Origin of the sequence: Nonomuraea polychroma (genome assembly GCF_004011505.1) — a bacterium.
GTDB classification, from domain to species: Bacteria; Actinomycetota; Actinomycetes; order Streptosporangiales; family Streptosporangiaceae; genus Nonomuraea; species Nonomuraea polychroma.
In genome coordinates this window covers 3078573-3099985 of the sequence record NZ_SAUN01000001.1, presented here as the reverse complement: position 1 = coordinate 3099985, position 21413 = coordinate 3078573, and the positions used below count along the sequence as shown (strand labels likewise).

Annotated in this window: 23 protein-coding genes; 13 read left to right on the top strand and 10 right to left on the bottom strand. The window is 71.4% G+C overall.

Features of this window, described 5'->3' with window-relative positions; translation table 11 throughout:
- Window positions 1-2 precede the first annotated feature (2 nt).
- Complete coding sequence (locus EDD27_RS13735; RefSeq protein WP_127932784.1) at window positions 3-1397, top strand: amidase; 1395 nt, start codon at window positions 3-5, stop codon at window positions 1395-1397.
- A gap of 11 nt (window positions 1398-1408) precedes the next feature.
- On the opposite strand, the gene EDD27_RS13730 is transcribed toward EDD27_RS13735, so the two are convergent.
- The gene (locus EDD27_RS13730; protein ID WP_241564020.1) at window positions 1409-3511 is read right to left on the bottom strand and encodes an amylo-alpha-1,6-glucosidase; all 2103 of its coding nucleotides are present in this window, start codon (window positions 3509-3511) and stop codon (window positions 1409-1411) included.
- Window positions 3512-3663: 152 nt separating this feature from the next.
- Between EDD27_RS13730 and EDD27_RS13725 the strand changes: the two genes are divergently transcribed.
- The 4 genes from EDD27_RS13725 (at window position 3664) to EDD27_RS13710 (ending at window position 6798) form a co-directional block, all read left to right on the top strand.
- Entirely contained in the window at window positions 3664-4218 is a 555-nt protein-coding gene (locus EDD27_RS13725) for a carbohydrate ABC transporter permease (RefSeq protein ID WP_241564019.1), read from the top strand.
- Window positions 4219-4591: 373 nt separating this feature from the next.
- The gene (locus EDD27_RS13720; RefSeq protein ID WP_127932783.1) at window positions 4592-5143 is read left to right on the top strand and encodes a TetR/AcrR family transcriptional regulator; all 552 of its coding nucleotides are present in this window, start codon (window positions 4592-4594) and stop codon (window positions 5141-5143) included.
- Window positions 5127-5528 carry a DUF5360 family protein gene (locus EDD27_RS13715; RefSeq protein WP_127932782.1) on the top strand — a complete coding sequence of 134 codons (402 nt, stop codon included), beginning with the start codon at window positions 5127-5129 and terminating at the stop codon, window positions 5526-5528. Before EDD27_RS13720 ends, EDD27_RS13715 begins: the two co-directional genes overlap by 17 nt.
- Window positions 5529-5859: 331 nt before the next feature.
- Complete coding sequence (locus tag EDD27_RS13710; RefSeq protein ID WP_127932781.1) at window positions 5860-6798, top strand: zinc ribbon domain-containing protein; 939 nt, start codon at window positions 5860-5862, stop codon at window positions 6796-6798.
- Here the strand turns inward: EDD27_RS13710 and EDD27_RS13705 are convergent.
- The 3 genes from EDD27_RS13705 to EDD27_RS13695 all read right to left on the bottom strand — a co-directional run bounded on the left by EDD27_RS13705 (window position 6758) and on the right by EDD27_RS13695 (window position 8235).
- A complete protein-coding gene (locus tag EDD27_RS13705; RefSeq protein ID WP_127932780.1) occupies window positions 6758-7090 on the bottom strand; it encodes an ArsR/SmtB family transcription factor in 333 nt (110 codons plus the stop codon). The two genes, EDD27_RS13710 and EDD27_RS13705, sit on opposite strands and share 41 nt — an antisense overlap.
- Window positions 7090-7566 carry an SRPBCC domain-containing protein gene (locus tag EDD27_RS13700; RefSeq protein ID WP_127932779.1) on the bottom strand — a complete coding sequence of 159 codons (477 nt, stop codon included), beginning with the start codon at window positions 7564-7566 and terminating at the stop codon, window positions 7090-7092. The genes EDD27_RS13705 and EDD27_RS13700 overlap by 1 nt, the downstream gene beginning before the upstream one ends.
- Window positions 7567-7686: 120 nt before the next feature.
- A complete protein-coding gene (locus tag EDD27_RS13695) occupies window positions 7687-8235 on the bottom strand; it encodes a CGNR zinc finger domain-containing protein (RefSeq protein WP_127932778.1) in 549 nt (182 codons plus the stop codon).
- 74 nt (window positions 8236-8309) lie between these two features.
- On the opposite strand from EDD27_RS13695, the gene EDD27_RS13690 reads away from it, so the two are divergent.
- The 3 genes from EDD27_RS13690 to EDD27_RS13680 all read left to right on the top strand — a co-directional run bounded on the left by EDD27_RS13690 (window position 8310) and on the right by EDD27_RS13680 (window position 11319).
- Complete coding sequence (locus tag EDD27_RS13690; RefSeq protein WP_206641389.1) at window positions 8310-8804, top strand: mycothiol transferase; 495 nt, start codon at window positions 8310-8312, stop codon at window positions 8802-8804.
- Window positions 8801-9982 carry an aminotransferase class I/II-fold pyridoxal phosphate-dependent enzyme gene (locus EDD27_RS13685; protein WP_241564018.1) on the top strand — a complete coding sequence of 394 codons (1182 nt, stop codon included), beginning with the start codon at window positions 8801-8803 and terminating at the stop codon, window positions 9980-9982. The genes EDD27_RS13690 and EDD27_RS13685 overlap by 4 nt, the downstream gene beginning before the upstream one ends.
- A 242-nt stretch (window positions 9983-10224) precedes the next feature.
- Complete coding sequence (locus EDD27_RS13680) at window positions 10225-11319, top strand: glycerophosphodiester phosphodiesterase (RefSeq protein ID WP_241564017.1); 1095 nt, start codon at window positions 10225-10227, stop codon at window positions 11317-11319.
- Between the two features lies 1 nt (window position 11320).
- Here the strand turns inward: EDD27_RS13680 and EDD27_RS13675 are convergent, their stop codons facing one another.
- The gene (locus EDD27_RS13675) at window positions 11321-12139 is read right to left on the bottom strand and encodes a DUF1206 domain-containing protein (RefSeq protein WP_241564016.1); all 819 of its coding nucleotides are present in this window, start codon (window positions 12137-12139) and stop codon (window positions 11321-11323) included.
- 87 nt (window positions 12140-12226) lie between these two features.
- Here EDD27_RS13675 and EDD27_RS13670 point away from each other — a divergent pair, with 87 nt between their 5' ends.
- The 3 genes from EDD27_RS13670 to EDD27_RS13660 all read left to right on the top strand — a co-directional run bounded on the left by EDD27_RS13670 (window position 12227) and on the right by EDD27_RS13660 (window position 16163).
- Window positions 12227-13627, top strand: a complete 1401-nt coding sequence (locus tag EDD27_RS13670) for a tetratricopeptide repeat protein (RefSeq protein ID WP_127932777.1) — start codon at window positions 12227-12229, stop codon at window positions 13625-13627.
- 467 nt (window positions 13628-14094) lie between these two features.
- Window positions 14095-15033, top strand: a complete 939-nt coding sequence (locus EDD27_RS13665) for a hypothetical protein (protein ID WP_127932776.1) — start codon at window positions 14095-14097, stop codon at window positions 15031-15033.
- 305 nt (window positions 15034-15338) lie between these two features.
- Window positions 15339-16163, top strand: a complete 825-nt coding sequence (locus EDD27_RS13660) for a PIG-L family deacetylase (protein ID WP_127932775.1) — start codon at window positions 15339-15341, stop codon at window positions 16161-16163.
- Here EDD27_RS13660 and EDD27_RS13655 read toward each other — a convergent pair.
- Together EDD27_RS13655 and EDD27_RS13650 are read right to left on the bottom strand one after the other, a co-directional pair.
- Window positions 16124-16498, bottom strand: a complete 375-nt coding sequence (locus EDD27_RS13655) for a hypothetical protein (RefSeq protein WP_127932774.1) — start codon at window positions 16496-16498, stop codon at window positions 16124-16126. The genes EDD27_RS13660 and EDD27_RS13655 overlap by 40 nt on opposite strands.
- Window positions 16495-16755 carry a helix-turn-helix domain-containing protein gene (locus tag EDD27_RS13650; protein WP_127932773.1) on the bottom strand — a complete coding sequence of 87 codons (261 nt, stop codon included), beginning with the start codon at window positions 16753-16755 and terminating at the stop codon, window positions 16495-16497. The genes EDD27_RS13655 and EDD27_RS13650 overlap by 4 nt, the downstream gene beginning before the upstream one ends.
- A gap of 292 nt (window positions 16756-17047) precedes the next feature.
- On the opposite strand from EDD27_RS13650, the gene EDD27_RS54150 reads away from it, so the two are divergent.
- Window positions 17048-17824 (top strand): DUF2267 domain-containing protein, encoded by a 777-nt coding sequence (locus EDD27_RS54150; RefSeq protein ID WP_164903606.1) that lies wholly within the window; start codon window positions 17048-17050, stop codon window positions 17822-17824.
- A 23-nt stretch (window positions 17825-17847) separates the two neighbouring features.
- Here EDD27_RS54150 and EDD27_RS13640 read toward each other — a convergent pair whose 3' ends face one another.
- From EDD27_RS13640 to EDD27_RS13630, 3 genes are all read right to left on the bottom strand, one after another.
- Window positions 17848-18519 carry a hypothetical protein gene (locus EDD27_RS13640; RefSeq protein ID WP_127932772.1) on the bottom strand — a complete coding sequence of 224 codons (672 nt, stop codon included), beginning with the start codon at window positions 18517-18519 and terminating at the stop codon, window positions 17848-17850.
- A 75-nt stretch (window positions 18520-18594) separates the two neighbouring features.
- Window positions 18595-19359 (bottom strand): alpha/beta fold hydrolase, encoded by a 765-nt coding sequence (locus tag EDD27_RS13635; protein WP_127932771.1) that lies wholly within the window; start codon window positions 19357-19359, stop codon window positions 18595-18597.
- Between the two features lie 78 nt (window positions 19360-19437).
- The gene (locus tag EDD27_RS13630) at window positions 19438-19953 is read right to left on the bottom strand and encodes an XdhC family protein (RefSeq protein WP_127932770.1); all 516 of its coding nucleotides are present in this window, start codon (window positions 19951-19953) and stop codon (window positions 19438-19440) included.
- 282 nt (window positions 19954-20235) lie between these two features.
- Here EDD27_RS13630 and EDD27_RS13625 point away from each other — a divergent pair, with 282 nt between their 5' ends.
- Window positions 20236-21366 carry a glycoside hydrolase family 53 protein gene (locus EDD27_RS13625; protein WP_206641388.1) on the top strand — a complete coding sequence of 377 codons (1131 nt, stop codon included), beginning with the start codon at window positions 20236-20238 and terminating at the stop codon, window positions 21364-21366.
- Window positions 21367-21413: the final 47 nt, after the last annotated feature.

Below are 21413 nucleotides of genomic sequence, written 5' to 3'. Positions count from 1 at the left end.
CCATGGCGCTCACCCCCGGCCCTCTCGCCGGCACTCCTGGCCCCTTTTCCGGTCGTCACATCGCCGGCCTCGCTCAAGACCTCCGTCGCGGGCACGCCACGTCGGCCGAGTTGGCCGAGCAGGCGCTCGACGCGATCGCCGCGCTCGGCCCGGAGCTCAACGCGTTCGTCACGGTGGACGCCGCCGGTGCGCGGGCGGCCGCGCGGCGCGCGGACGCGGAGCTGGCGGCGGGCACGGATCGAGGGCCGTTGCACGGCATTCCGGTCGCGGTGAAGGACCTCATCATGATCGCCGGGCTGCGGGTGACGATGGGGTCGCGTCATTTCGCCGGCCACGTCCCGGAAGCCGACGCCGCATGTGTGGCCAGGCTGCGCCGGGCGGGCGCCGTCATCGTGGGCACGACCACGACCCACGAGTTCGCGTACGGCCCGACAGGCGACCGCTCGGCGTCCGGGCCCGCGCACAACCCGTGGGATCCCAGCCGTATGACCGGCGGCTCCAGCGCCGGCAGCGGGGCGGCCGTCGCGGCCGGCCTGGTCCCGCTCGCGCTCGGCACGGACACGGGCGGCTCGGTCCGCATCCCGGCGGCGCTGTGCGGCGTGGCGGGCTTCAAACCCGCGTACGACGCGATACCGGCGGACGGCGTGTTCCCGTTGTCGCGGACCCTCGACCACGTCGGCGTCCTGGCGGGGACCGCGGAAGACTGTCTCCTCGCCTCCACCTGCCTGACCGAGCCGACCGGCCGAAAGCACGCCACCCCGCCCACGGGCGGGGCGGACCGGCCCGACGTCGTGGGCCCGGTCCGGGTGGCGTGGCTCGATCCCGCCGGGCTGTTCGACGGGGATCCGCGCGTGGTGCGGGCGGTGCGGGCGGCGGCCGGGCCGCTGGAGGAGGTCCGCCTGCCGCCGGGCCTGGCGGACGCCCTGCGGGACACGTACACCGTGATCCAGAGCTGTGAGACGGCGGCCGTGCACGCCGACCGGCTGGCCGGCGCGCCCGAGCTGTTCGACCCCGAGGTGCTCGAGCGGCTGCGCGTGGCCATGGAGGTCCCCGGCTGGCGGTACATACGTGCCATGGACGGGCGGGCGAGGCTCGCCGAGGCCGCAGGAGCGCTCTTCGACCGCCACGACGTGCTGGCCCTTCCCACCGTGCCGATCATCGCCCCGCCGCTCGGCGTGCGCGAGACCGAGATCGGCGGCAGACCGGCCGCCGTCCGCGCCGCCTTGCTGGCGCTGACCAGCCCGTGGAACGTGCTGGGCAGGCCCGCGCTGACCGTCCCTGCCGGGACGGTGGACGGCCTGCCGGTCGGCCTCCAGCTCGTCGGCCGCCCCGGCCACGAGGCCTTGATCTTCGAGGCCGCCCGCACGCTCGGGCGGCACGCGGGCGCGCGGAGCTGAAGCCGCCGGGGTCAGCGGGTGGCGGCCGCCTCCGCGTGGACCAGGCGCATGCCGTCAGGCAACCCGCTGACCGTGGCTGAGCCGTCGTGGGCGACGTTCACCTCCACCTCGTGCTCTCCCACTCGTAACCCGCCGACGGTCAGCGCGCCCAGGGCCGCGCCGGACAGCGGGCGCAGCAGCACCCGTTCCTCCGGCACGTCGGGGTACAGGCCGAGCGCCGCGTGAGCGATGGTGAGCGCGGCGGCGGCCGACCAGGCCTGCGGGCGGCAGGCGGCGGGATAGGCCATGGGTCGTCCCACCCGCTCGCGGGCGTCGCCCGCATACAGTTCCGGCAGCCGGTAGCCGAAGGACTCGGCGGCGGCGAGCAGCCCTTCGGCGAGCGCGGCCGCCTCGGCGTCGAACCCTTCGCGGGCCAGGCCGGCGAGCACGATGGCCGTGTCGTGCGGCCAGATCGACCCGCAGTGGTACGACAACGGGCTGAACCCGCCGTCCCCGGACGACATCGTGCGCAGCCCGAAGCCCTCCGCCATGCCGGGCGCCGTCAGCAGCGCGGCGATCTCGGCCGATTCCTTGCGCGACAGCAGCCCGGTGCCCAGGAGGTGGCCGATGTTGCTGGTGAGGGCGTCCACCGGCCGCTTGTCCCGGTCCAGCGCCAGCGCGGGGAAGCGCCCCTGCGCGCCGTCCACCCAGAAGGCGGCGCGGAACCGCTCGGCCAGGGTCTCGGCGTACTCGCGCCACCGGGCGGCGCCGGGCATGCCGAAGGCGTCCAGGAGGGCGGCCCCGTCCAGGGCGGCCCGGTGGGCGTACCCCTGCACCTCGGCCAGGGCGATCGGCGGCTCGGCCTGGCCGCCGTGGTGGAAGCGCACCGCGTCACCCGAGTCCTTCCAGCCCTGGTTGGCCAGGCCGCGGCCGCCGACGTCGATGTACTCGACGAATCCGTCGCCGTCGGGGTCGGCGTGCTCGGCGAGCCAGCCCAGGGCGGCTTGCAGCGCCGGCAGCAGCGCCTGGACTTCCGCGTGCGGCATGCCCCAGCGCCAGGCGTCGTGCAGGAGGCTGATCCACAGCGGGGTGGCGTCGATGGTGCCGTAGTAGGCGGCGGGCAGGCGGCGGTCCTGCTCCCCCAGCGTGAACGCGTTCCGCCGTAATTCGTGCATGATCTTCCCTGGTGCCTCGCCGGTGTGCGGGTCCAGGCGCTCGCCCTGGCGGCGGGCCAGCACGCGCAGGGTGCCGGCGGCCAGCCGGGTGCCGAGCGGGAGCAACATCCGGGCGGCCCAGATGCTGTCCCTGCCGAACAAGGTCAGGAACCACGGCACGCCCGCGCCGAGGAAGGTGTCGCCGGGCGCGGCCGGCTCGGCCAGGCGTAACGAGCGCAGGTCCGCCAGCGCCTGGTCGAGGAGCCGCGCGATGCGGCGATCGTCGGCGGTGACGCGCGGCTCGCTCCACTCGAGCGGCCCGGTGGCGGGCACGACGACGGCGGCGGCGTCGTGCACGGCCAGGCTCCAGCTCAGCGTGGTACGTCCGCGCGGCGGCAGCGTGACCTCCCACGTCAGGCACGCCCGCGCACCCGCCCTGGTCCCTGCCCCGTGGCCGGTGACGGTGACCTGCGTCCCCTCCGACCGCCACGACAGTCTTCCCTCCCCGGCCAGGGCTGCGACCGCGGTCGGGCCGGTCGTGGCAGGCGGGCGTGGGGCGGCGGGCAGGACGGCGGTGCGGCCCGACTTGACGTCGTCGATGGCGGCGAAGTCGCAGGCCAGCTCGACGGTCACGGTGGCCGTCACCGGCCCTGACGCGGTGGAGACGATCTCTATGTGCTCGTCCATCCCGTACGGGCCGAGCTCGCGCATGCGGTCCAGCCGTACCGTGGGGTCGGCCGTGGGGTCGCCGAGCCACCTGGCCAGTGACACGAACCTCGTCCGCCCGGCGCCGGCGAAGGCATGCCCGACGGCCTCCGGTTCCCTCCCGTCGACGAGGAGGCGGGCGAGCGACAGCACCCGGCGGTCGGCGCGGAAGAGCCCCTGCACGCCGGCCTGGCGGATCTGCCCGTCGGGGCCGCTGAGCGCGCTCGCCGGCGCCATCACCGTACTGACCAGGTCGTGGAGCAGCGGCTGGAGCACGAGGACTTCCCCTCTTGACAGAAGCGGGTCGGCGATGGAAATTTCGTGCAATCGGCAAATTTGAACGAACAAATCATGCCTCACCGGCACCGATCTGCCGCTGTGGCTGGGCAACTCCGTGCTGGTGACGCTCGTCGTCACGGCGGGGCGGGGTGCTGCTGGACTCCATGGCGGGGTACGCGCCGGCCCGGCTGCGGTTCGGGGGGCGGCGGGCGCTGTTCTCCGCGATCGTGGCGATCATGGCGGTGCCCGGGGTGGTGCTGTTCATCCCGAAGTTCCTGGTGCTGAACCAGCTCGGCCTGTACGACAACTACACCGCGCTCATCCTGCCGGTGATCGCGGACGCGGCCGGTGTGTTCATCATGAAGCAGTTCTTCCAGTCGATCCCCCCGACCGTGGAGGAGGCGGCCCGGGTGGACGGGGCCGGAGTGTTCCGCACGTTCTGGTCCGTGGTGCTGCCGATGGCCAGGCCCGCGCTGATCACGCTCACCATCATCTCCTTCCAGGGCGTCGCGGTGCAGAGCCTGGAGTTGTTCACGTTGCCGCGCGGGCTGGCCGACCTGGTGAGCGGGTCACGGGGCAAGGGCACCCAGTACCCGCTCAAGCTGGGCGCGGCCGTCCTGGCCACGATCCCGGTGGCGGTCGTCTTCGTGGTGTTCCAGCGTTACTTCGTCCGCGGCGCCAACGAGGGCGCCGACAAGGGGTGACCCCCGCGCCTAGGTGGCCCAGGGCGTGTTCAGCAGCGGTGTCAAAGGTCACCCGCATTCGACTGACCTCAGCCCGCTGCCGGCAGCGGTCTGATCTGTTCATGTCGTGAACCGTTCCCGTGACCCATCTCTTGCCGTTGCAGTCGTCACAGATTTTGTAGGTCAACCTTCCCCCAGAGGTGTACCCGCCGCGCGGGTCTCAGCGCGACGACTCACCGCACCCCATACGCGGCCTTCCCGCCTGGTCCCGTAGCGCTCTGCTTGTGGGTACGCAGATCCGTGCACGTGCTTTGAGCCTGCTGACAAAGGATCTGGGCGCCGAGGCCAGGGGCTGGCTCTGAAACTGTACCGGCTGACCGGTATAGTTTTGGGCATGCCACGACCAAGCTCAAAGGACCGTCTCCTCGACGCCGCCGCTGACGTGCTGCTGTCGCAGGGAGGTGAGTCGCTCACCCTCGAAGCCGTCGCCAAGCGGGCCGGAGTCTCCAAGGGCGGACTGTTCTACCACTTCCCCACCAAACAGGCCCTGGTCGGCGCCATGGTCGATCGGCTGACCAAGGCCTTCGAGGACGCGCTCGCTCAGGCGGGCACCCACCCGGGCGACTTCTTGCGCGCCTATGTCGAGGCGACCATCCCCGAGCGGCACACCACCGCCACGGCGCCTGCCGACCGGGTCACCGCTGCGCTGCTTGCCGTGATACTCGTCGACCCGGCGGAGCTCGAGCCGTTGCGTAAGCGGTTCGCCGCCTGGCAGGCCAGGCTCGCCGACGACGGTATCGACCCCGCAGCGGCGACAGCCGTACGGCTGGCCGTGGACGGGTGGTGGGCGGCCAGGCTGCTTGGGCTCGGCTCTCCCGGACCTGAGCTGCATGACGGGACCCGCCGCTACCTGATGGAGGCCATCGACCGTGCTGCGCGCGACTAAGGGCCTGATGCTCGTCACGGATGTCGGCTTCGTGGTCTATTTCGCCGTCACCGGTCTCGGGCTGATCCCGCTGGAATGGGCGTTCGCTGACTACGCCAACCCGCTGATGGTCGACTGGAACTGGTCGTTCCTCTGGATCGACCTGCTGGCCAGCTTCACCGGGCTGACCAGCCTGTGGCTCCTGCGCCGCGGCAGGGCGAGCGGTCCGTCACTGATGCTGGTCTCGCTCGTGCTGACCATGGCCTCGGGGCTCATGGCGATCGCCTTCTGGACGTTGCGGGGAGACTTCTCACTCGCCTGGTGGATACCGAACCTCTACCTCATGCTCTTCCCCGTTCCCGGGATCATCTGTCTGACGAGCCAACCCGTCGGGAGTCGCACATGATCGCGACCCGACGTCGCTTCCCACCCTGGCCAGCCCTCTACAGCCCCGTTCCCACGAGCACTTAAGCCTTTGTCAGCAGGGTATGGACTGCTTGTCATATTCGCTATGGAAACCTAAGTGTCTGCCCTGATCTCGTCGTGGCGCTCGTCGGGTTGGTGGCGACGGCCAGGCACCGGACAGGGTCATTTGCCCGGGCCGGTATGCGTCGGTGAGGTGCCCGCCGATCTGGTTGTCCCGTGACGCCGCTGAGCCTTTGGCGCCCTGCGATGTGACGGGCGATGGCCGGTTCTGGCCGGGCCGGTCACGGTGAGGCAGGCATCATGTCGTTCACGTGTTCTACCTGGCCGCCAAACGCAAACACCAGGAGCGGCTGCTGGCCGGTTTCACGCCCGCCGACCCCCGCTTCGCCGAACTGGCCCCGGCGTATGAGGTCATCGGTGTCGAGCATGAGCGGGTCTGCGCGCGCATCCGCAACCTGAACAAGGCGCTGGCCTGGTCGGCGGCCCGCTGGGCACTCGACCACGCCCTCGCCGCCGGGGCGACGGTCATCTACCTGGAGGACCTGGCCACCCTGGAAGCGCGCGGGCGCCGGGGACGGGCGAACGCGCGCCTGTCGGGACAGGTACGCGGGCAGGTCGTGGCGGCGATCCGGCATCTGGCGGCCAAGCACGGCATCGCCGTGGTCACCGTCCCGGCCCGCGGCAACTCCCGATACTGCCCCCGCTGCGGCACCGGCACCTCCATCCAGCGGCATTGCCCGGCCCCGGACCGGCTCACCGAACGGGGCTGGGCGTGGGCGCACTGCCCAGCCTGCGGCCTGTCGTGTGATCGGGACTGGGCGGCGGCCGAACGCATCCTCGCGCGCGGCCTGCTCGGCCAGCAGGCCACCCGCACCGACCGCACCGCCGGCCCCACCCCGAAACGCCACACCCGCACCCCGAAGAACCCTTCGATGGCCTCCAGCCGTGTGCCGGACCGGCGCACGGTGCCCGCCCCACCCCCCAACAGGGGTGGACAGCGTCCGGCGGGCCAAGCACCCCAGACGACCCGCCCACCCGCGGGGCGTACAGGGCTTGCACGCGATCCTCACCACCGGACCGGCTTCCACCGCGTCGCGGCCACCCCCGTACTCCCCCTCGGACAGTACGCAGGCAGCCCGCCACGGCCACGCCCGCCCGATCTGCCCGAAATACTCAGGTCAACACAGAGAATCGCAGACGCTCCTACACCTAGCCGTCGTCGCGGTGGGCCGACTCGGCGATCTGCTTGATCCTTTGCAGCCGGGCGTCCCATCGTGCCGCGACGTCCGCCATCGCCCGGACGGCCTCGTCCAGGCGTTCCGGGCGGACGGTGTAGCGGACCTCGCGGCCGTCCCGCCGTGCTTCGACGAGGCCGGCACGGTCGAGGACCGCCAGGTGCTTGGCGACCGCCTGACGGGTGAAGGGCAGCTCGGCGGCGAGGACGGTGGGGGTCGCCTCGCCGAGCGCGAGCAGGACGTCAAGGAGCCGGCGACGGCTCGGTTCGGTGACCGCCGCCAGGAGCTCCTCGTCATCGGGATTCATCACCGCACTGCTGCCTGGTCTTTCGCCGAAGCGTACGCCACCAGGTCGGCGAGGTGCTTGCTCCAGCCGTGGATGTGCTCCTGGGCGTAGGAGGCCTTGTCCTCCTCGCTCCAGTCCAGGTCGCTGACGCCGGCCTCCGTCACCCGCAACCGGGTGCCCGAGCCCTCCGGGGCGAGCGTGAACTCCACGAGCACGGAGTTGCCCTCGCGTGGCTCGGTGCCGTTCGGATAGGCCCAGCGGAAGGAGAACAGGCGCGGCGGCTCGACGGCCACCACGGTGATCTCGGCGGTGGCCGGTTCGGTGACGGCCTTGGCCGCCCGGTCGGTCCAGGTGAGCGTGCCCTTGCCGCCCTCCCGCACGTCGATGTCCGCGGCGTTGGCGAACCAGCTGCTGATCTGGCCGGGCTCGGTGACCGCGCCCCAGACCACCTCGACCGGCGCCTCGATCAGGATTTCTCGTTCGATGCTCGGAATCATGGCGATTCTCCCGTCTGATGTGCAACCTTTGGTTGCGCGTTCACGCTAGCAAGCGATCCACGAATGCGCAACCTTCGGTTGCACATCGGAGGTGATGCCGCACACGGCGCCCGCCGGCCGTCAGGAGGGCGCGGCCTGGCTCTTGCGGGAGCGATAGTTCGCCACCTTGACCCGGTTGCCGCACTCCTCCATGCCGCACCACTGGCGGTTGCCGCCCCGGGAGCGGTCGATGAAGATGCGCGTGCACTCCTCCAGGGCGCACTCCCGGACACGCAGCTCACCGAACTCGCCGAGCAACTCGGCCGCCGAGCGCGCCACACTGGAGGCGATCGCGCCGGCGTCTCCGGAGCGCACGAGCCCCGCCGGGGTCAGCCTCATCCGCGGCGGCGCCCCGGCGGCCTCCTCGTTGACGACGCGCAGGTCGTCCTCGGGCCAGGGGCGGCCGTCCATGGCCGTCGTCACCAGCCGGTAAACGGCCTCCCGCAGGGTGCGCAGCCGCCGCAGATCCGCGGCGTCGACGGCCGGCGCCTCGCTCATCACCCCCGCCTCGACGGCCCATCGGCCCAGGTCGGCGGGGGTGGCCAGGAGCTCTTCCGGTTCGCTGCGCCGCCACTTGAGCGTCCCCATGAAGTCGAGGGCGAGGTTGCCGCTGACGAAGATGAAGGCCACGACACCATCTTGACAGGTTACAGACGACTGCCGCAATCTTGCGTACACCTACTAAGCCGGTTACAGCCTCGGACGTGCGGGAGCCCCATGTGATCACCAATGACGACTACCTCTACTACGTCGACCGTGCCCTGGACGGGATGGCGGACATCGTCGCCGGTCTCGGCGACGATCTCGCCAACGGCAGACCGCCGCTCCCCGGCGCGAACTCCCCGTACGCGCTGCTCACCCACTGCCTGGGAGTGGTTTCGTACTGGGCGGGGGCGCTCGTGGCCGGACGCGAGGTCGTCCGCGATCGCGAGGCCGAGTTCGCCGCGGCCGGACCCGTCGGCCCGCTGCTGGACCGGGTGGCAGAGGTACGAGCCCGGCTCGCCGAGGACGTACGAGCGGCCGATCCCGCCGCGCGACTCCGCGGCACGCCGCCCGCGGCCTTCCTCGGCCCCGGCCGCGAGTTGACCCAGGGGGCGGCGCTGCTGCACGTCTACGAGGAGCTCGCGCAGCACCACGGCCAGATGGAGATCCTGCGCGACGCCATCCTCGCCGAGCGGGGCACGGCGGTGACGCGGTGAACCGCCCGCCCGCCGACCTGTTCGAGGCCATCGACGTCGAACGGCTGCGCTCCGGCCACGGCGTCAAGTGGGGCTCCCTGCCGCGGGACACCATCGGCGCCTGGGTCGCCGACATGGACTTCGGCGTCCCGCCCGCCGTACGCGAGAGCATCATGGACGTCACGCGGCGTGCGGACTTCGGCTACCCGTACTGGCCGGGTGAGGACCCGGTGATCGAGGCGTTCGAGGAGCGCATGGCCACCCGGCACGGGTGGCGTCCGGAACCCGGGCGGGCGCGGGTGTTCACCGATCTGCTGCAGATCCTCCAGGTCATGGTCGAGTACGCCACGGAGCCGGGTGACGGCGTCGCGATCCACGTCCCCGCGTACCCGCCCTTCCTGGCGAGCATCGCCCGGGCGGGACGGCGCATCGTGCCGCTGCCCATGACGCGCGGCACGACGGGGTGGGACTTCCCGGCCGAAGGGCTCGCCGGGCGCCTGCGCGAGCAGGACTGCCGCATGCTCGTGGTCGTCAATCCGCAGAATCCGACCGGCCGCGTCTTCACGTCGGCCGAACTGCTCGCCCTCGCCGCGGCGGCCGAGGAGCTGGACCTGGTGGTGCTGGCCGACGAGATCCACGCGGACCTGGTGTTCGCCCCGCACCGGCACGTGCCGTTCGCCTCCGTCGGCACGGCCGCCGCGCGGACGGTCACGGCCACCTCGGCGACGAAGGCGTTCAACATCGCCGGGCTCCGCTGCGCCGTCGCGCACATCGGCCCGGACCGGCTGCGCGAGGCGCTGGACAGAGCCCCGCTCGACTTCTTCGGAACGCCGAGCACCCTCAGCCGGGTCGCCACCGTGGCCGCCTGGCGGGGATCCGATGCCTGGCTGACGGCCCTGATGGGCACCCTGGAGCGCAACCGGCGCCTGGTGGAGGAATGGGCGGCGACGTTGTCCTGGGATCCGCGTTACCACTCCCCGCAGGGGACGTACCTGAGCTGGCTCGACTTCACCGGAAGCCCGATCGGGGCCACCACGCCGGCGGGACGGCTCGAACGCCTGGCACGGGTCAAACTCAGCGAAGGGGCCGAGTTCTCCCAGCACACGACGGTTGACACGGCCGCCTTCGCCCGGCTCAACTTCGCCACCAGCACGTCCAACCTCGCGGAGATCCTCGGCCGCCTCCTGGCCGTCCCGTAGCGCCGGACACCACGGTCCCTGAGCCGCTCACCGCGGGCAGGCGCCGCCGTCCAGGCCAAGCACCTGGTTGGTGAGGCAGCCGTTGCGCAGCACGGCCATGGCGGGGTCGGCCACCTCCTCAGACCGCCCGACGCGCCGGTCAGCACGGCCGGCCGGCCATGGAGTTCGGTCATGTCGTCATGACTTTCACTGTGTGCTCATACGTAACTCGCGGTCCACCTGGAGCGTCTACGGTCGCGCCCATGAGAATGCGCAGGTTACTCGCGAGCGTGCTGGCCGGGGTCGTGGCCGGCGGTACGGTCGCCGTTGTGCTGATCCAGACACCACCCGCCACGGCGGAGCGCCGCGGCCAGGCGCCCATCGTGATCGGGCACCGGGGCGCCAGCGCGCACCGGCCCGAGCACACCCTCCTGGCCTACGAGGCGGCCATCGCCATGGGCGCCGACTACATCGAGCCCGACCTCGTCTCCACCAAGGACCACGTGCTGGTGGCCCGGCACGAGAACGAGATCTCCGGCACGACCGACGTGGCCACGCGTCCCGAGTTCGCCGACCGGCGCACCACCAAGCCCATTGACGGGCGTCCGGTCACCGGCTGGTTCACCGAGGACTTCACGCTGGCCGAGCTGAAGACGCTGCGCGCCAAGGAGCGCGTGCCCGACCTGCGGCCCGACAACACGGCGTTCGACGGTCTGGCGGAGATCCCGACGTTCGAGGAGGTCGTGCAGCTCGCACTCAAGCACGGCGTCGGCGTCTACCCCGAGACCAAGCACCCCACCTACTTCGACTCCATCAACCTGTCGCTGGAGGAGCCGCTGCTGGAGGTGCTGAACAAGTACCGGGTGCGCAAGGCGTACATCCAGTCCTTCGAGACCGCGAACCTGCGTGACCTGAGCGGCAAGACGCGGCTGCCGCTGATCCAGCTGATCACGGCCACGGGCGCCCCGTACGATTGGGTGGCCGCCAAGGACCCCCGCACCTACGACGACATGGTCAAGCCGGAGGGCCTGCGCGAGGTGGCCTCCTACGCCGACGGCATCGGTGTGGACACGCGGCGCGTGGTGCCGGTGGACGCCGCGGGCAAGACCCTGCCGCCCACGACGATCGTCGCAGACGCCCACCGCAAGGGGCTGGACGTGCACGTCTGGACCATCCGCAACGAGAACTCCCAGCTCCCGGCCGACTTCCGGATGGGCAACCCGGCCAGCCCCGTGTACGCGCGGGCGACCGGCGACGTGATGGGCTGGCTTTCCAAGCTCCTGGAGCTGGGCATCGACGGCGCGTTCTGCGACGACCCGGGCATGGGCCGGGCCGTGGTGGCCAAGCGCTCCCTCTAGCTCAGGTACGGCGCCAGCGGGACTCGCCGAAGCAGTAGGCGGCGAACAGCAGCAGTCCCAGCGCCACCACCACGAGCAGCCAGGGCCCGGCGGGCGTGTCGGCGAAGCGCCTGAGCGCGGCGTCGATGCCGCCCGCCTTGTCCGGGTCGAACGTGATGGCCGCCTGGCCGACGAGGATCCCGGCCAGCGCGGCGACCGCTCCCCTGGCGACGTATCCGCCGGTCCCGAGCCGGTCCATCGCGGTACGGGCGCGCGGGGACATGCGCCCGAGGTCGAGCTCCTCCCTGAACCCTTTGGTGAGGCCTTGGCGCACCCAGTAGGCGCCGAGCACGATCAGGGCGAGGGCGATGGCGCCCACGACGAGCGGGCCTCCCGGCAGGCCGAGCAGCGCGCCGGTCACGTCCCGGGACTTCTCGTCGTCCGAGGACGCCTTGCCGGAGGTCAGCATGCTGAGCAGGGTGACGACGACGAGGACGTACACCGCGACCCGCGCGACCGCCTCCACCCGCTCGATCGCCTTCCCGCCGCCGAACACCGCCTCCGACGCCTGCCACAGCGCCAGCGCGACGAACCCGGCGGTCATGATCCACAGGAGCACGGCGCCGTAGGGCAGCCCCGCGACCGTGGAGATCGCTCCTGCCTTGTCGGCCTCCTGGGAACTGTCGCCGAGCCCGATCTGTACCGCCACCACGCCGACCAGGGCGTATAACACCCCGCGGCAGGCCAGGCCCACGCGGGTGGCCACGTCCAGCGCCCGGCTGCGGGCGGCCCGCCGGGCCGCGCCCGTCACCTCGTGTCCCGCCCGTTCCGCAGTGTTCACCGCTCCTCCAAGGGTGTCCGGGTACTCCGCAAGTGCCCTGGAAGCGGCCTTCTACGCCTCGCCGCGGCGGCGGTTACAGTGATCCTCGTGACGACCGACCAGCACGGCCTGGCGATGAGCGGGGCGAGCGGCGCCGCGGCCCGGCACTACGATCGGGCGATCGACGCGTTGCTGCACTTCCGGGTGGAGGTCGACGCCGAGGCGAACGCGGCGCTGGAGGAGTCGCCGGACTTCCCGATGGGCAACGTCCTGGCGGCGTACCTGGGTCTGCTGACCACCGAGGTGGAGGACGCGCGCACGGCGAGGGTGCGGTTGGGGGCGTTCCGCCGCAGGATCGACGAGTCGTCGCTGCTGCCGCGCGAGCGCGCGCACCTGGCAGCCGTGCAGGCGCTGCTCGACGGCGACTTCCTGACCTGCGGGGCGCTGCTGGGCGAGATCGCGGTGGCGCATCCGCGTGACGCGCTGGCGCTGGCCGCGGGGCACCAGATCGACTTCTTCACCGGTGACGCCCGCTCGCTCCGCGACCGGATCGGCGGGGCGCTCAGCGCCTGGCGCGAGGACGACCCGCATTTCGGGCACCTGCTGGGCATGTACGCCTTCGGGCTGGAGGAGGCCGGGCACTACGACAGGTCCGAGGAGGTCGGGCTGCGGGCGGTCGAGCTGAACGCGCGCGACGTGTGGGGCATCCACGCTGTGGTCCACACGTACGAGATGCAGGGCAGGTTCGGCGACGGGCTGCGTTACCTCGACGCGCGGCTGCCGGACTGGTCGACCGGGACGTTCTTCAACATCCACACCTGGTGGCACTACTGCCTCTACGCGCTGGAGGCCGGCGACGTGGGGCGGGTGCTGGCGATCTACGACTCGGCGCTGGCCGACGGGCAGTCGTGCATGGAGCTGCTCGACGCGGCCGCCCTGCTGTGGCGGCTCCACCTGGAGGGGTCCGAGCAGCCGGAGCTCGACGAGCGCTGGCGGGCGCTGGCCGACGCGTGGCCGGTGCGGGTGGCCGAGCCGTTCTACGCGTTCAACGACATGCACGCGGTCATGTCGTACGTGGGCGCGGGGCGGATGGGGGACGCGGAGAAGCTGATCGCCTCCCGGGAGGCGTACGTGCTGGAACCGCGGCCCGGGGTGACGAACCGGGACATGACGCTGCGGGTGGGGCTGCCGGTGTGCCGGGCGATCGTGGCGTTCGGGCGGGGCGATTACGCGTCGGTGGTCGATCTGCTGTATCCGATCCGGCATCGGGTCAATGAATTCGGCGGCAGCCATGCGCAGCGGGACGCCGTGCAGAAGACGTTGCTGGAGGCGGCGTTGCGGGCGGGGGCGCGGGACGTGGCGCGGGTGCTGGTGAGCGAGCGGATCGGCGTGCGGCCGTGCAGCCCGTACAACTGGCTGAAGCAGGCGGCGGTGGCCGACGCGCTGGGCGACCGGGCGGCCGCGGCCGCGGCCCGGGTGCGGGCCGATGAGCTCGTACGGGCCTTCTGAGAGGAATGCCGCATCGGGCACGTCGCGTTCCGTGAGAAGATCGAGATCATGATCGGTCTGCTGCCAGGCTCAGGCCGTCGCGATCGCCATGGCGTCGCGACGGCCACCCCCCTGATCCTTGTGCCGCATCCAGGGGTGCCCGCCCGTCCTTCCGTCCAGCCGTTCGTTGCGGCGCCCGGCCGTGGGGCCCGCCGCCCGCGCACCGGCGATCGCGCCGTCCCCGGGTTCACGCGCGCGGGCGCGGGCCTGGTCACATGCTGACCATGCAGAGACGGGAACGCTCCGAGCAAGCTTCGCCGCCCGCCCCCGGCATCACGGGGGCTGGGCAGGTCCCGCCCGCCGGTCCCGATGACAGCGGGGCCGGTCACATCCCGCCATCCGGTCACGGCGTGAGCGGGGCCGGGCACGTCCCGCCATCGGGTCGCGGCGTCAGCGGGGCCGGGCACGTCCCGCCGTCCCCTCCCGGCGTGACGAGCATCGGGCACTTGCCCGGGCTGCGGCCTCGACGGCGTCCCCGGGACGGGGGCGAGGCGGCCGGCGGCGACGTCGACCTGGTCGACGCGCTCGACCCGCTGACCTGGCGCACGGTTGCCGCCTGGCTGCACGACAAGCCCTCCGCGGCCACGCGGCAGGTCGGGCTGCAGGTGCTGGCGTCGTTCCTGCGCTGGCTGCGCGGCACGGACCAAGCGCTCGAACTCCTCGCCGTCACCGGAGCCCATCTCGACACCTACTGCGAGCTCGCCCGCACCGGTGCGCTCACGCGCACGCCGGCCCGCAAGCCGCTGTCGACCAGGACAGTCGCCAGGAAACGTTCCGTCCTGCTGTCCTTCTACGCCTTCGCCTGGCAACACGGCGTGGTCCGGCACAACCAGGTCCCCGGCCCCCTTACGGCCAGGAACCGCCGCATCGCCGGCACACCGCCCCTCACCAGGGAAGAACGCCGGCTGCTGCGCCAGGGCGTCGCCTGCCTGGCCGCCGACGGCCGCACGGCCGAGGCCGCCGCCGTCGCGCTGTTGGAATCCACCGGCGCCGGCGCGGACGCGCTGGCCGGACTGACCCGGCAGGACGTCCACAGCGTGGCCGACGGCGCCGGCAGCCGGCCCGCCGTCATCACGGTGCACCATGGCCGGGACGACGTCGTCGCGTTCCCTGTTCCGCCGCTGGCGCGCCCGCTGCTGCGCGTGTTGTGCGCCAGCCGGCCCGCCGGCGAGCCGCTCATCAGGCGATCCGACGGCCGGCCTGTGGACGTCGACTGGCTCAGTGACGCGCTCACCGACGCGGCCCTCGCCGGCGGCATCGCCGAGCAGCGGGCCCGCGACCTGCACCCGCGCATGCTCCGCGCCGTCACCGTCACCGACCTCCTAGGAGACAGCGGCACCCTCCCACCCCCACGCCCCCACCCCTGACCCGCACCGCCCTCTCCCCGGATCCACCGCTGACGTCCGCCGCCCTCCCCTGTCACCACTGCTGACCTGCGCCGCCCACTCCCTCAGAGTCCACGGCAACCTCCAACGGCCTCTCCGCAAGACCACCCGACCTCCGCCGACACGTTCCCAGCGACCTGCGCCCGTGCGCTGCGGCGACCGGTGATCGGAGGCGGCCCCGGCGGGCGGCCCAGGTGGCATGGCCTCGCGGAGCACGCGACCGCCGCGCCGCCATGCCACCTGGGCGAGCCTGGGACTGTCGGAGGTGACGGGTAATGTGTCGGCACATGGATCGGCAACTCACCTTGATGGTCGTGCACGCCCACCCCGACGACGAATGTCTCGGCACCGGCGGCATCCTGGCCCGCTACACCGAAGAGGGCATCCGCACGGTCCTGGTCACCTGCACCAACGGAGAGCAGGGCGACGACCAGGGCGGCGTCAAGCCGGGCGAGGAAGGCCACGACGACGCCGCTGTCGCCGCGCGCCGGCTCGGCGAGCTTCGCGAGTCGGTCGCCCATCTGGGCATCGACCACTTGGAGCTGCTCGGCTACCGCGACTCCGGCATGGAAGGCTGGGCTGCCAACAGCCACCCGGACGCGTTCGCCAACGTGCCCGTCGAAGTGGCGGCGGGCAGGCTGGCCGCGCTGATGGAGCACTACCGCCCGCAGGTCGTGGTGACCTACGACGAGACGGGCGGCGGCGGTTACGGCCACCCGGACCATGTCCAGGCCCATCGGATCACGGCCGCGGCGGTGGAGTCGACCGGCATCCCGGACAAGTTCTACTACACGGCCATCCCCCGGGCCGCCATCAAGCGCATGTTCGAGATGATGCGCGAGCACGGGATCGACCTCGGCTTCGAGCCTTCGGACGACTTCGGCACCCCGGACGAGCGCGTCACGAGCGTCGTCGACGTCACCCCGTACGTCGAGCGCAAGCTCAAGGCGCTCGAGGCCCACGAGAGCCAGGGGGAGAACATCTTCCTGTTCCGCATGCCGCCGGAGGCCCAGCAGCAGGCGTTCTCGCACGAGGCGTTCGAGCGGGTGCTGTGCAAGGTGGACGCCCCTGATCACGAGGAGGACCTGTTCGCGGGCCTGCGCGACGGCTGAGCCACAGGACACCCGAACATTATTCCGAGGGCCGCAGTGGAGGCCCGAGGACGGCAGCGCAGCGGGCGGGCGGCGGCCTTGTCGGTCGCGCCCGACGCCAGCAGCGTGAGCAGCCGCTCCTCGTCCCGGGACAGGTCCGCGCCTTCCGGTGACGGCTCCGCGCCCGACCCGGTCAGCCGGACCGGCACGCTGCGCTCCCACACCGCCTCGCACAACGCGACCAGCGCGTCGAGCAGCGGCGACGCGTGGATCAGGTACGACGCCGCGACCACACTGTCCCCGGCCCGTGGCAACGGGATGATCGCCAGCCGCTGGTCGGAGATGGCGAGTTTCATCGGCAGGTCGGCGGCGATCCTGGCCTGCCGCCGTGCCGCATCCCGGCCGTGACGTCCTCCACCCAGCCGGCCAGCTCCAGCACGCCGGTGTCGTAGACCACGCGGTATTTGACGCCCGGTTGAGCAGGGGGCGAGACGGCGACGTAACGCACCGGCCGACCGGTCGACCGGGTGGCCAGGCCCAGCTCGACGAGCGACTGCAGGAGGCGCCGGGCGGCCGACGCAGGCAGATGGCAGTCGTGGACGATCTCCGTCACGGTGGCCTGGTACGGCGGACGAGCGCGTCGTACACCTCCTCGTCCTGAGGCCGGAGCCCGATCGCCTCCAGCACGCCTGCACCCTCCTCCCGTGTCGGGTTCACGCCACCTGACGGAAAGTCATCACCGGCCGATCTTGTTCAGGAAACAGCCGGAAAAGTCGCCCCTGAATCCCGGCGGCCACGAGCACGCATCCAGAGCGGGCACCGACGACCGGCCCAAGCCGGCCGCGCACGCGCCGGTCCTTCCGGGGTAGCTGACCACGGGAAACGGGTCACTACGGGGAGCGGACATGGATTACGAGCAGTTCATCAAGATCGTGGACCAGCGGATCGGCCAGGGCGCGGAGGTCGCCGACCGGGCCGTGGAAGCCACGCTCCGCACCCTTTCCGAACGGCTCTCGAAGGGACAAAGCGCCGATTTGATGGGCGAGGTGCCGCCGGAAATGATGCGGCTGCTCTCTTCAGAGGGCGAGCCCGAGCCCTTCGGCGTGGACGAGTTCCTCCGCCGCGTGGCCGAGCGCGAAGGCGTGGACCTCGCGACGGCCGACCGGCACGCTCGTGCCGTCTTCTGGGCGCTCGGGCAGACCGTGAGTCCCGACGAGATCGCCTACATGGCGGCCGACCTCCCCCACGACTTCGACCCTCTGATCGCCGAGGCCCGGCGACGGCACGTCGAGATCGTGCCCGCCGGGCGATTCCTGGACTCGGTGGCCGGACGCGCCGGCCTCGACCGCGCCGGCGCGCACCGCGCCACCGAGGCGGTGCTGGAGACGCTCGCCGAACGCATCACCCCTGGCGAGGTCGAGGACCTGATCATCCGGCTCCCCATGCAACTGCACGCGCCGCTGAAGCGCGGCGTGACCGCGGGCCGGGGCAGGGCGGTCCGCATGCCGGTGGAGGAGTTCATCCGCCGGGTGGCCGAGCGCGCTGACGTCTCGCCGGAGGCGGCCCGCGACCACACGCGCGCCGTCTTCACCACGTTGCGCGAGTCGATTCCCCGCGAGGAGTTCTTCGACGTGACGGCCCATCTGCCCAACGAGTACGGACCCCTGCTCCCACATGCGTGACGGCCGCGCACCAGGTGCGCCCGTCAGCCACCCCCGGCACGCCGGCGCCTGACGAGAGCGAAGCCGACGGCCAGGGCGAGCACGACGACGGCCGAGCCCGCGGCGATCCACCCCCAGCCGAGGCCTCGCGCGGCCGCAGAAGTCCCGGTCCGTGCACCGCTGGATGCGCTCTCGGCGACCCTCACCGGAGCACCCAGGGCGGTAACCATCTCGGCGTCGACCGGTCCCGCCAGGCTCTCGTGACCGGGCGTCCGCTCATCACCGGGCCGCAGCGGCCCCGTACCCTGATCGATCGGTACGTTCCCCGCGCACAACGAAGAGGCCAGCGTGACGCCTGGCACCTTCTCGATCAGCTCCGAGGTGTCGGAGCGGGCGAAGACGAGGTAGCGCGTGCCTTGCTGGAACGGATACCCGCACGAGGCGGTGTCGACGTTGCTGGAGACCGTGAAGCCGGCGGCGGGCGCGCCTTTGTAGACGTTGTCGGCCCGGAAGGTGTACACGGCGGGCGTGGGCGGGCCCAGCCCTTGGGTTCCGTCCCGCCGCACCTCCACGACGGTGCCGGTGAACACCACCTCCGCGTGCTCCTTCGCCGCGGCCGGCGTCAGGTCCGCACAATCACAGGCGTGCGCCGCGGTGGACGTGACCACGACCACGGCGGCGACCAACGCGAACAACCCGAGCAACCGAAGAATCATGCCCGTACCACGTGCGGCCTCCCCCGGATGGTTCACCGCGGCGCCGCTCGATGGGCAGGGGTGGGTCAGAACGGCTCAACGGGCGGTGTGTGCCTCATGCAGGAAGTCGATCAGCACCGGGTTCAACGCGTCGGGGCGCTCCAGACTAGGGAGGTGGCCTGCCCAGGCAAGTTCGAGATGACGGGCGTCGGCGAGCTGATCCGACAGCTGAGCGGCGATCCACCGGAAGTCCGCCAGGTCGTGGCGGCCCGAGATCAGCAGGCTGGGGGCTGTGATGGCAGCGAGATCGGCCTCTCCGTTGATCGGCTCGACCTCTTCGACAGCGGCCAGTTGAACGTCGAACGCATGGCGCTGCATCTGGCGTGTCTTCTCCCGGGTCGCCTCGTCCGCGTGCGGCCCCAGCCAGGTGTGCACATTGAGTTCGGTGGCTCCGGCGATGTCACCGGCTTCGATCAGCGCGTCTTCGCGTTCGCCGAACGCCCTCAAGTCGGCACTGGGCTCGTGCCCTGCCCACGCGGCGGCGAGCAGCACCAGCGCGGTCACCCGCTGTGGCCACCGGGCCGCGATCTCCAATGCGACCTGGCCACCACCGGATGCCGCGACCAGCGCAGCCTGCTGGACCCCCAGCAGATCCATCAGATCGGTGACGTCCTGGGCATTGTCATAGGGCCGGTCCGGCATGGGAGTCTCGCCGAAGCCGCGCAGGTCGCAGCGCACCACGCGATAGCCGGCGTCGACCAGAGCCGGCACCTGCGGGTCCCACATCCGCCGGTCACAGACGGTGGAGTGCAGCAGGATCACCGTCGTGCCGCTCCCGGCCACGTCATGAGCAAGTGTCATGACGCCCCACCATAGAGATCCAGCTCGCCGGGCACATCCGAATTTCGCCGCGGGCGGCGGCGCTCGTGGTCGGTACGACTAGAACGTGAAGCCGCCGGGGCGGCCGTTGCGGTCGGCGATCAGGCCGGCCAGGGTGGCGAGCGCGATCTCGGGAGGGGTACGCGAGCCGATGTTCAGCCCGATGGGCCGGTGCACCCGGGCGATCTCCTCCGGTGGCACGCCGAGGTCGGTCAGTGCCTGCACGTGCGGACCGGTGTGGCGGGGACTGCCCATGATGCCGATCCACCGGGCCGGCGACTTGAGCAGGTCGCGAAGAACGGGGCCGATCTCCTCACGGTGATGATCGGTGAGCACGACATCGGCCGTGGCGTCGACGTAGTCGCCGATCTCGGTCACCGCCGTGAACCCACCGAGACGCCGCCCAGGGTCGGGCTCGAGAAGGATCGTGCGGAAGCCGAGCTCGGCGCCGAACCGCAGCAGGTGTTCGGCCACCGGGGAGGCGAAGACGGCGACCAGGGTCCGCTCCGCCTGCTCCACGGGAGCCTCGCTGTGGGCCACCTCACACGCCGGGTCTTCGTCATGGGCGTGGGTCATACCCGCAGTCTGACATGGACCGGCGCGTCCCGGGTTCGCCTGCGCGCGGAAACCCGGCAGCCACCTCCGCGAAACAAGGTCGAAAACTCTCTCTTCCCCCATGCCGGTTTCTTCTTTATCCTCATGCCCAGACAGTCTGTGAACGTTCACAGTCCGATGAAAGGTCGACTTCGCCCTCAAAGGCGCATTCTTCAGGCATGTCTTCGTCACACCCGTCCGTGAGCGTTCACACAAAGAGCGGATCAAGATCACCCCCACCATTTCTTGATCAAGGAGATCGGGATGGCCGTCTACCCCCTGAACCGCTTACGGAGGATCAGGGTCACGCTTCTGCTGACCCTGGCGATGCTCATCGCGTTCGTACCGGTGAACCCCACGCCCGCCTCGGCCGCCACGCTGACCATGCGCGGCGCCGACATCTCTTCGGTCCAGCGCAGCCTGGACCTCGGCGCCAGGTACTACAACGCCGCCGGCACGGCCGCCGACCCGCTGGACATCCTCACCGGCGTCGGTGTCAACTACGTCCGCCTGCGCATCTGGAACAACCCGGCCAGCGGCTACAACAACAAGGCCAAGGTCCTGGCGTACGCCAGAGCGGTCAAGGCCAGGGGCCTCGGCCTGATGATCGACTTCCACTATTCGGACACCTGGGCCGACCCCGGCAAGCAGTACAAGCCCGCGGCCTGGGCGAGCCACGGCATCAGCCAGCTCCAGACGGACGTCTACAACTACACCTACGACATCTGCACCAGCCTGAAGGCGCAGGGCACCACCCCGGACAGCGTGCAGATCGGCAACGAGATCAACACCGGGATGCTCTGGAACGACGGCAGGGTCGTCAACAACGACTTCACGAACCTGAGCCTGCTGCTGAAGGCCGGCTACAACGCGACCAAGGCCTGCAACAGCGGCACCCAGGTGATCATCCACACCGCGAACGCCAACAGCCTGGCCAACGCGCGCTGGTTCTACGACGGGATCCGCGCCAAGGGCGTGCCCTGGGACATCACCGCTCTGTCGTACTACTGCATGTGGCACGGCTCGCTGTCCACCCTGTCCACCGTCCTCAACGACGTGAGGACCCGCTACGGCAAGCCGGTCATCGTGGCCGAGACCGCCTACCCGTTCACCGCGGCGAACGCCGACGGCGAGGCGAACGTGGTGAACGGCTCGGCACCGTGCTCGGGCTACCCGGCGACGTGGCAGGGGCAGGCGAGCAACTTCACCGCCGTCCAGAACACCGCCCGCAACGCCGGGGCGATCGGGGTCTTCTACTGGGAGCCGACCTGGTACGCCATCTCCGGCAACGGGTGGGACCCGGCCAACATGAACGGCACCGGCAACCAGTGGGACAACATGGCCACCTTCAACTGGACCGGCGGGATCAACCCCAACATCAGGTGGAACCCCTAGGCCCTACGCCTCTTCAGGGCGGCGAAGCGGCGGCGATTCCTGCCTCC

What these genes read in the sequence shown, in the direction of transcription:
- EDD27_RS13655 (WP_127932774.1), bottom strand. Translation starts at nt 16,498, where the DNA reads ATGAAACTCGCCATCTCCGACCAGCGGCTGGCGATCATCCCGTTGCCA.
- EDD27_RS54150 (WP_164903606.1), top strand. Translation starts at nt 17,048, where the DNA reads ATGGATTACGAGCAGTTCATCAAGATCGTGGACCAGCGGATCGGCCAG.
- EDD27_RS13680 (WP_241564017.1), top strand. Translation starts at nt 10,225, where the DNA reads ATGAGAATGCGCAGGTTACTCGCGAGCGTGCTGGCCGGGGTCGTGGCC.
- EDD27_RS13705 (WP_127932780.1), bottom strand. Translation starts at nt 7,090, where the DNA reads ATGAATCCCGATGACGAGGAGCTCCTGGCGGCGGTCACCGAACCGAGC.
- EDD27_RS13625 (WP_206641388.1), top strand. Translation starts at nt 20,236, where the DNA reads ATGGCCGTCTACCCCCTGAACCGCTTACGGAGGATCAGGGTCACGCTT.
- EDD27_RS13720 (WP_127932783.1), top strand. Translation starts at nt 4,592, where the DNA reads ATGCCACGACCAAGCTCAAAGGACCGTCTCCTCGACGCCGCCGCTGAC.
- EDD27_RS13630 (WP_127932770.1), bottom strand. Translation starts at nt 19,953, where the DNA reads ATGACCCACGCCCATGACGAAGACCCGGCGTGTGAGGTGGCCCACAGC.
- EDD27_RS13700 (WP_127932779.1), bottom strand. Translation starts at nt 7,566, where the DNA reads ATGATTCCGAGCATCGAACGAGAAATCCTGATCGAGGCGCCGGTCGAG.
- EDD27_RS13660 (WP_127932775.1), top strand. Translation starts at nt 15,339, where the DNA reads ATGGATCGGCAACTCACCTTGATGGTCGTGCACGCCCACCCCGACGAC.
- EDD27_RS13640 (WP_127932772.1), bottom strand. Translation starts at nt 18,519, where the DNA reads ATGATTCTTCGGTTGCTCGGGTTGTTCGCGTTGGTCGCCGCCGTGGTC.
- EDD27_RS13635 (WP_127932771.1), bottom strand. Translation starts at nt 19,359, where the DNA reads ATGACACTTGCTCATGACGTGGCCGGGAGCGGCACGACGGTGATCCTG.
- EDD27_RS13735 (WP_127932784.1), top strand. Translation starts at nt 3, where the DNA reads ATGGCGCTCACCCCCGGCCCTCTCGCCGGCACTCCTGGCCCCTTTTCC.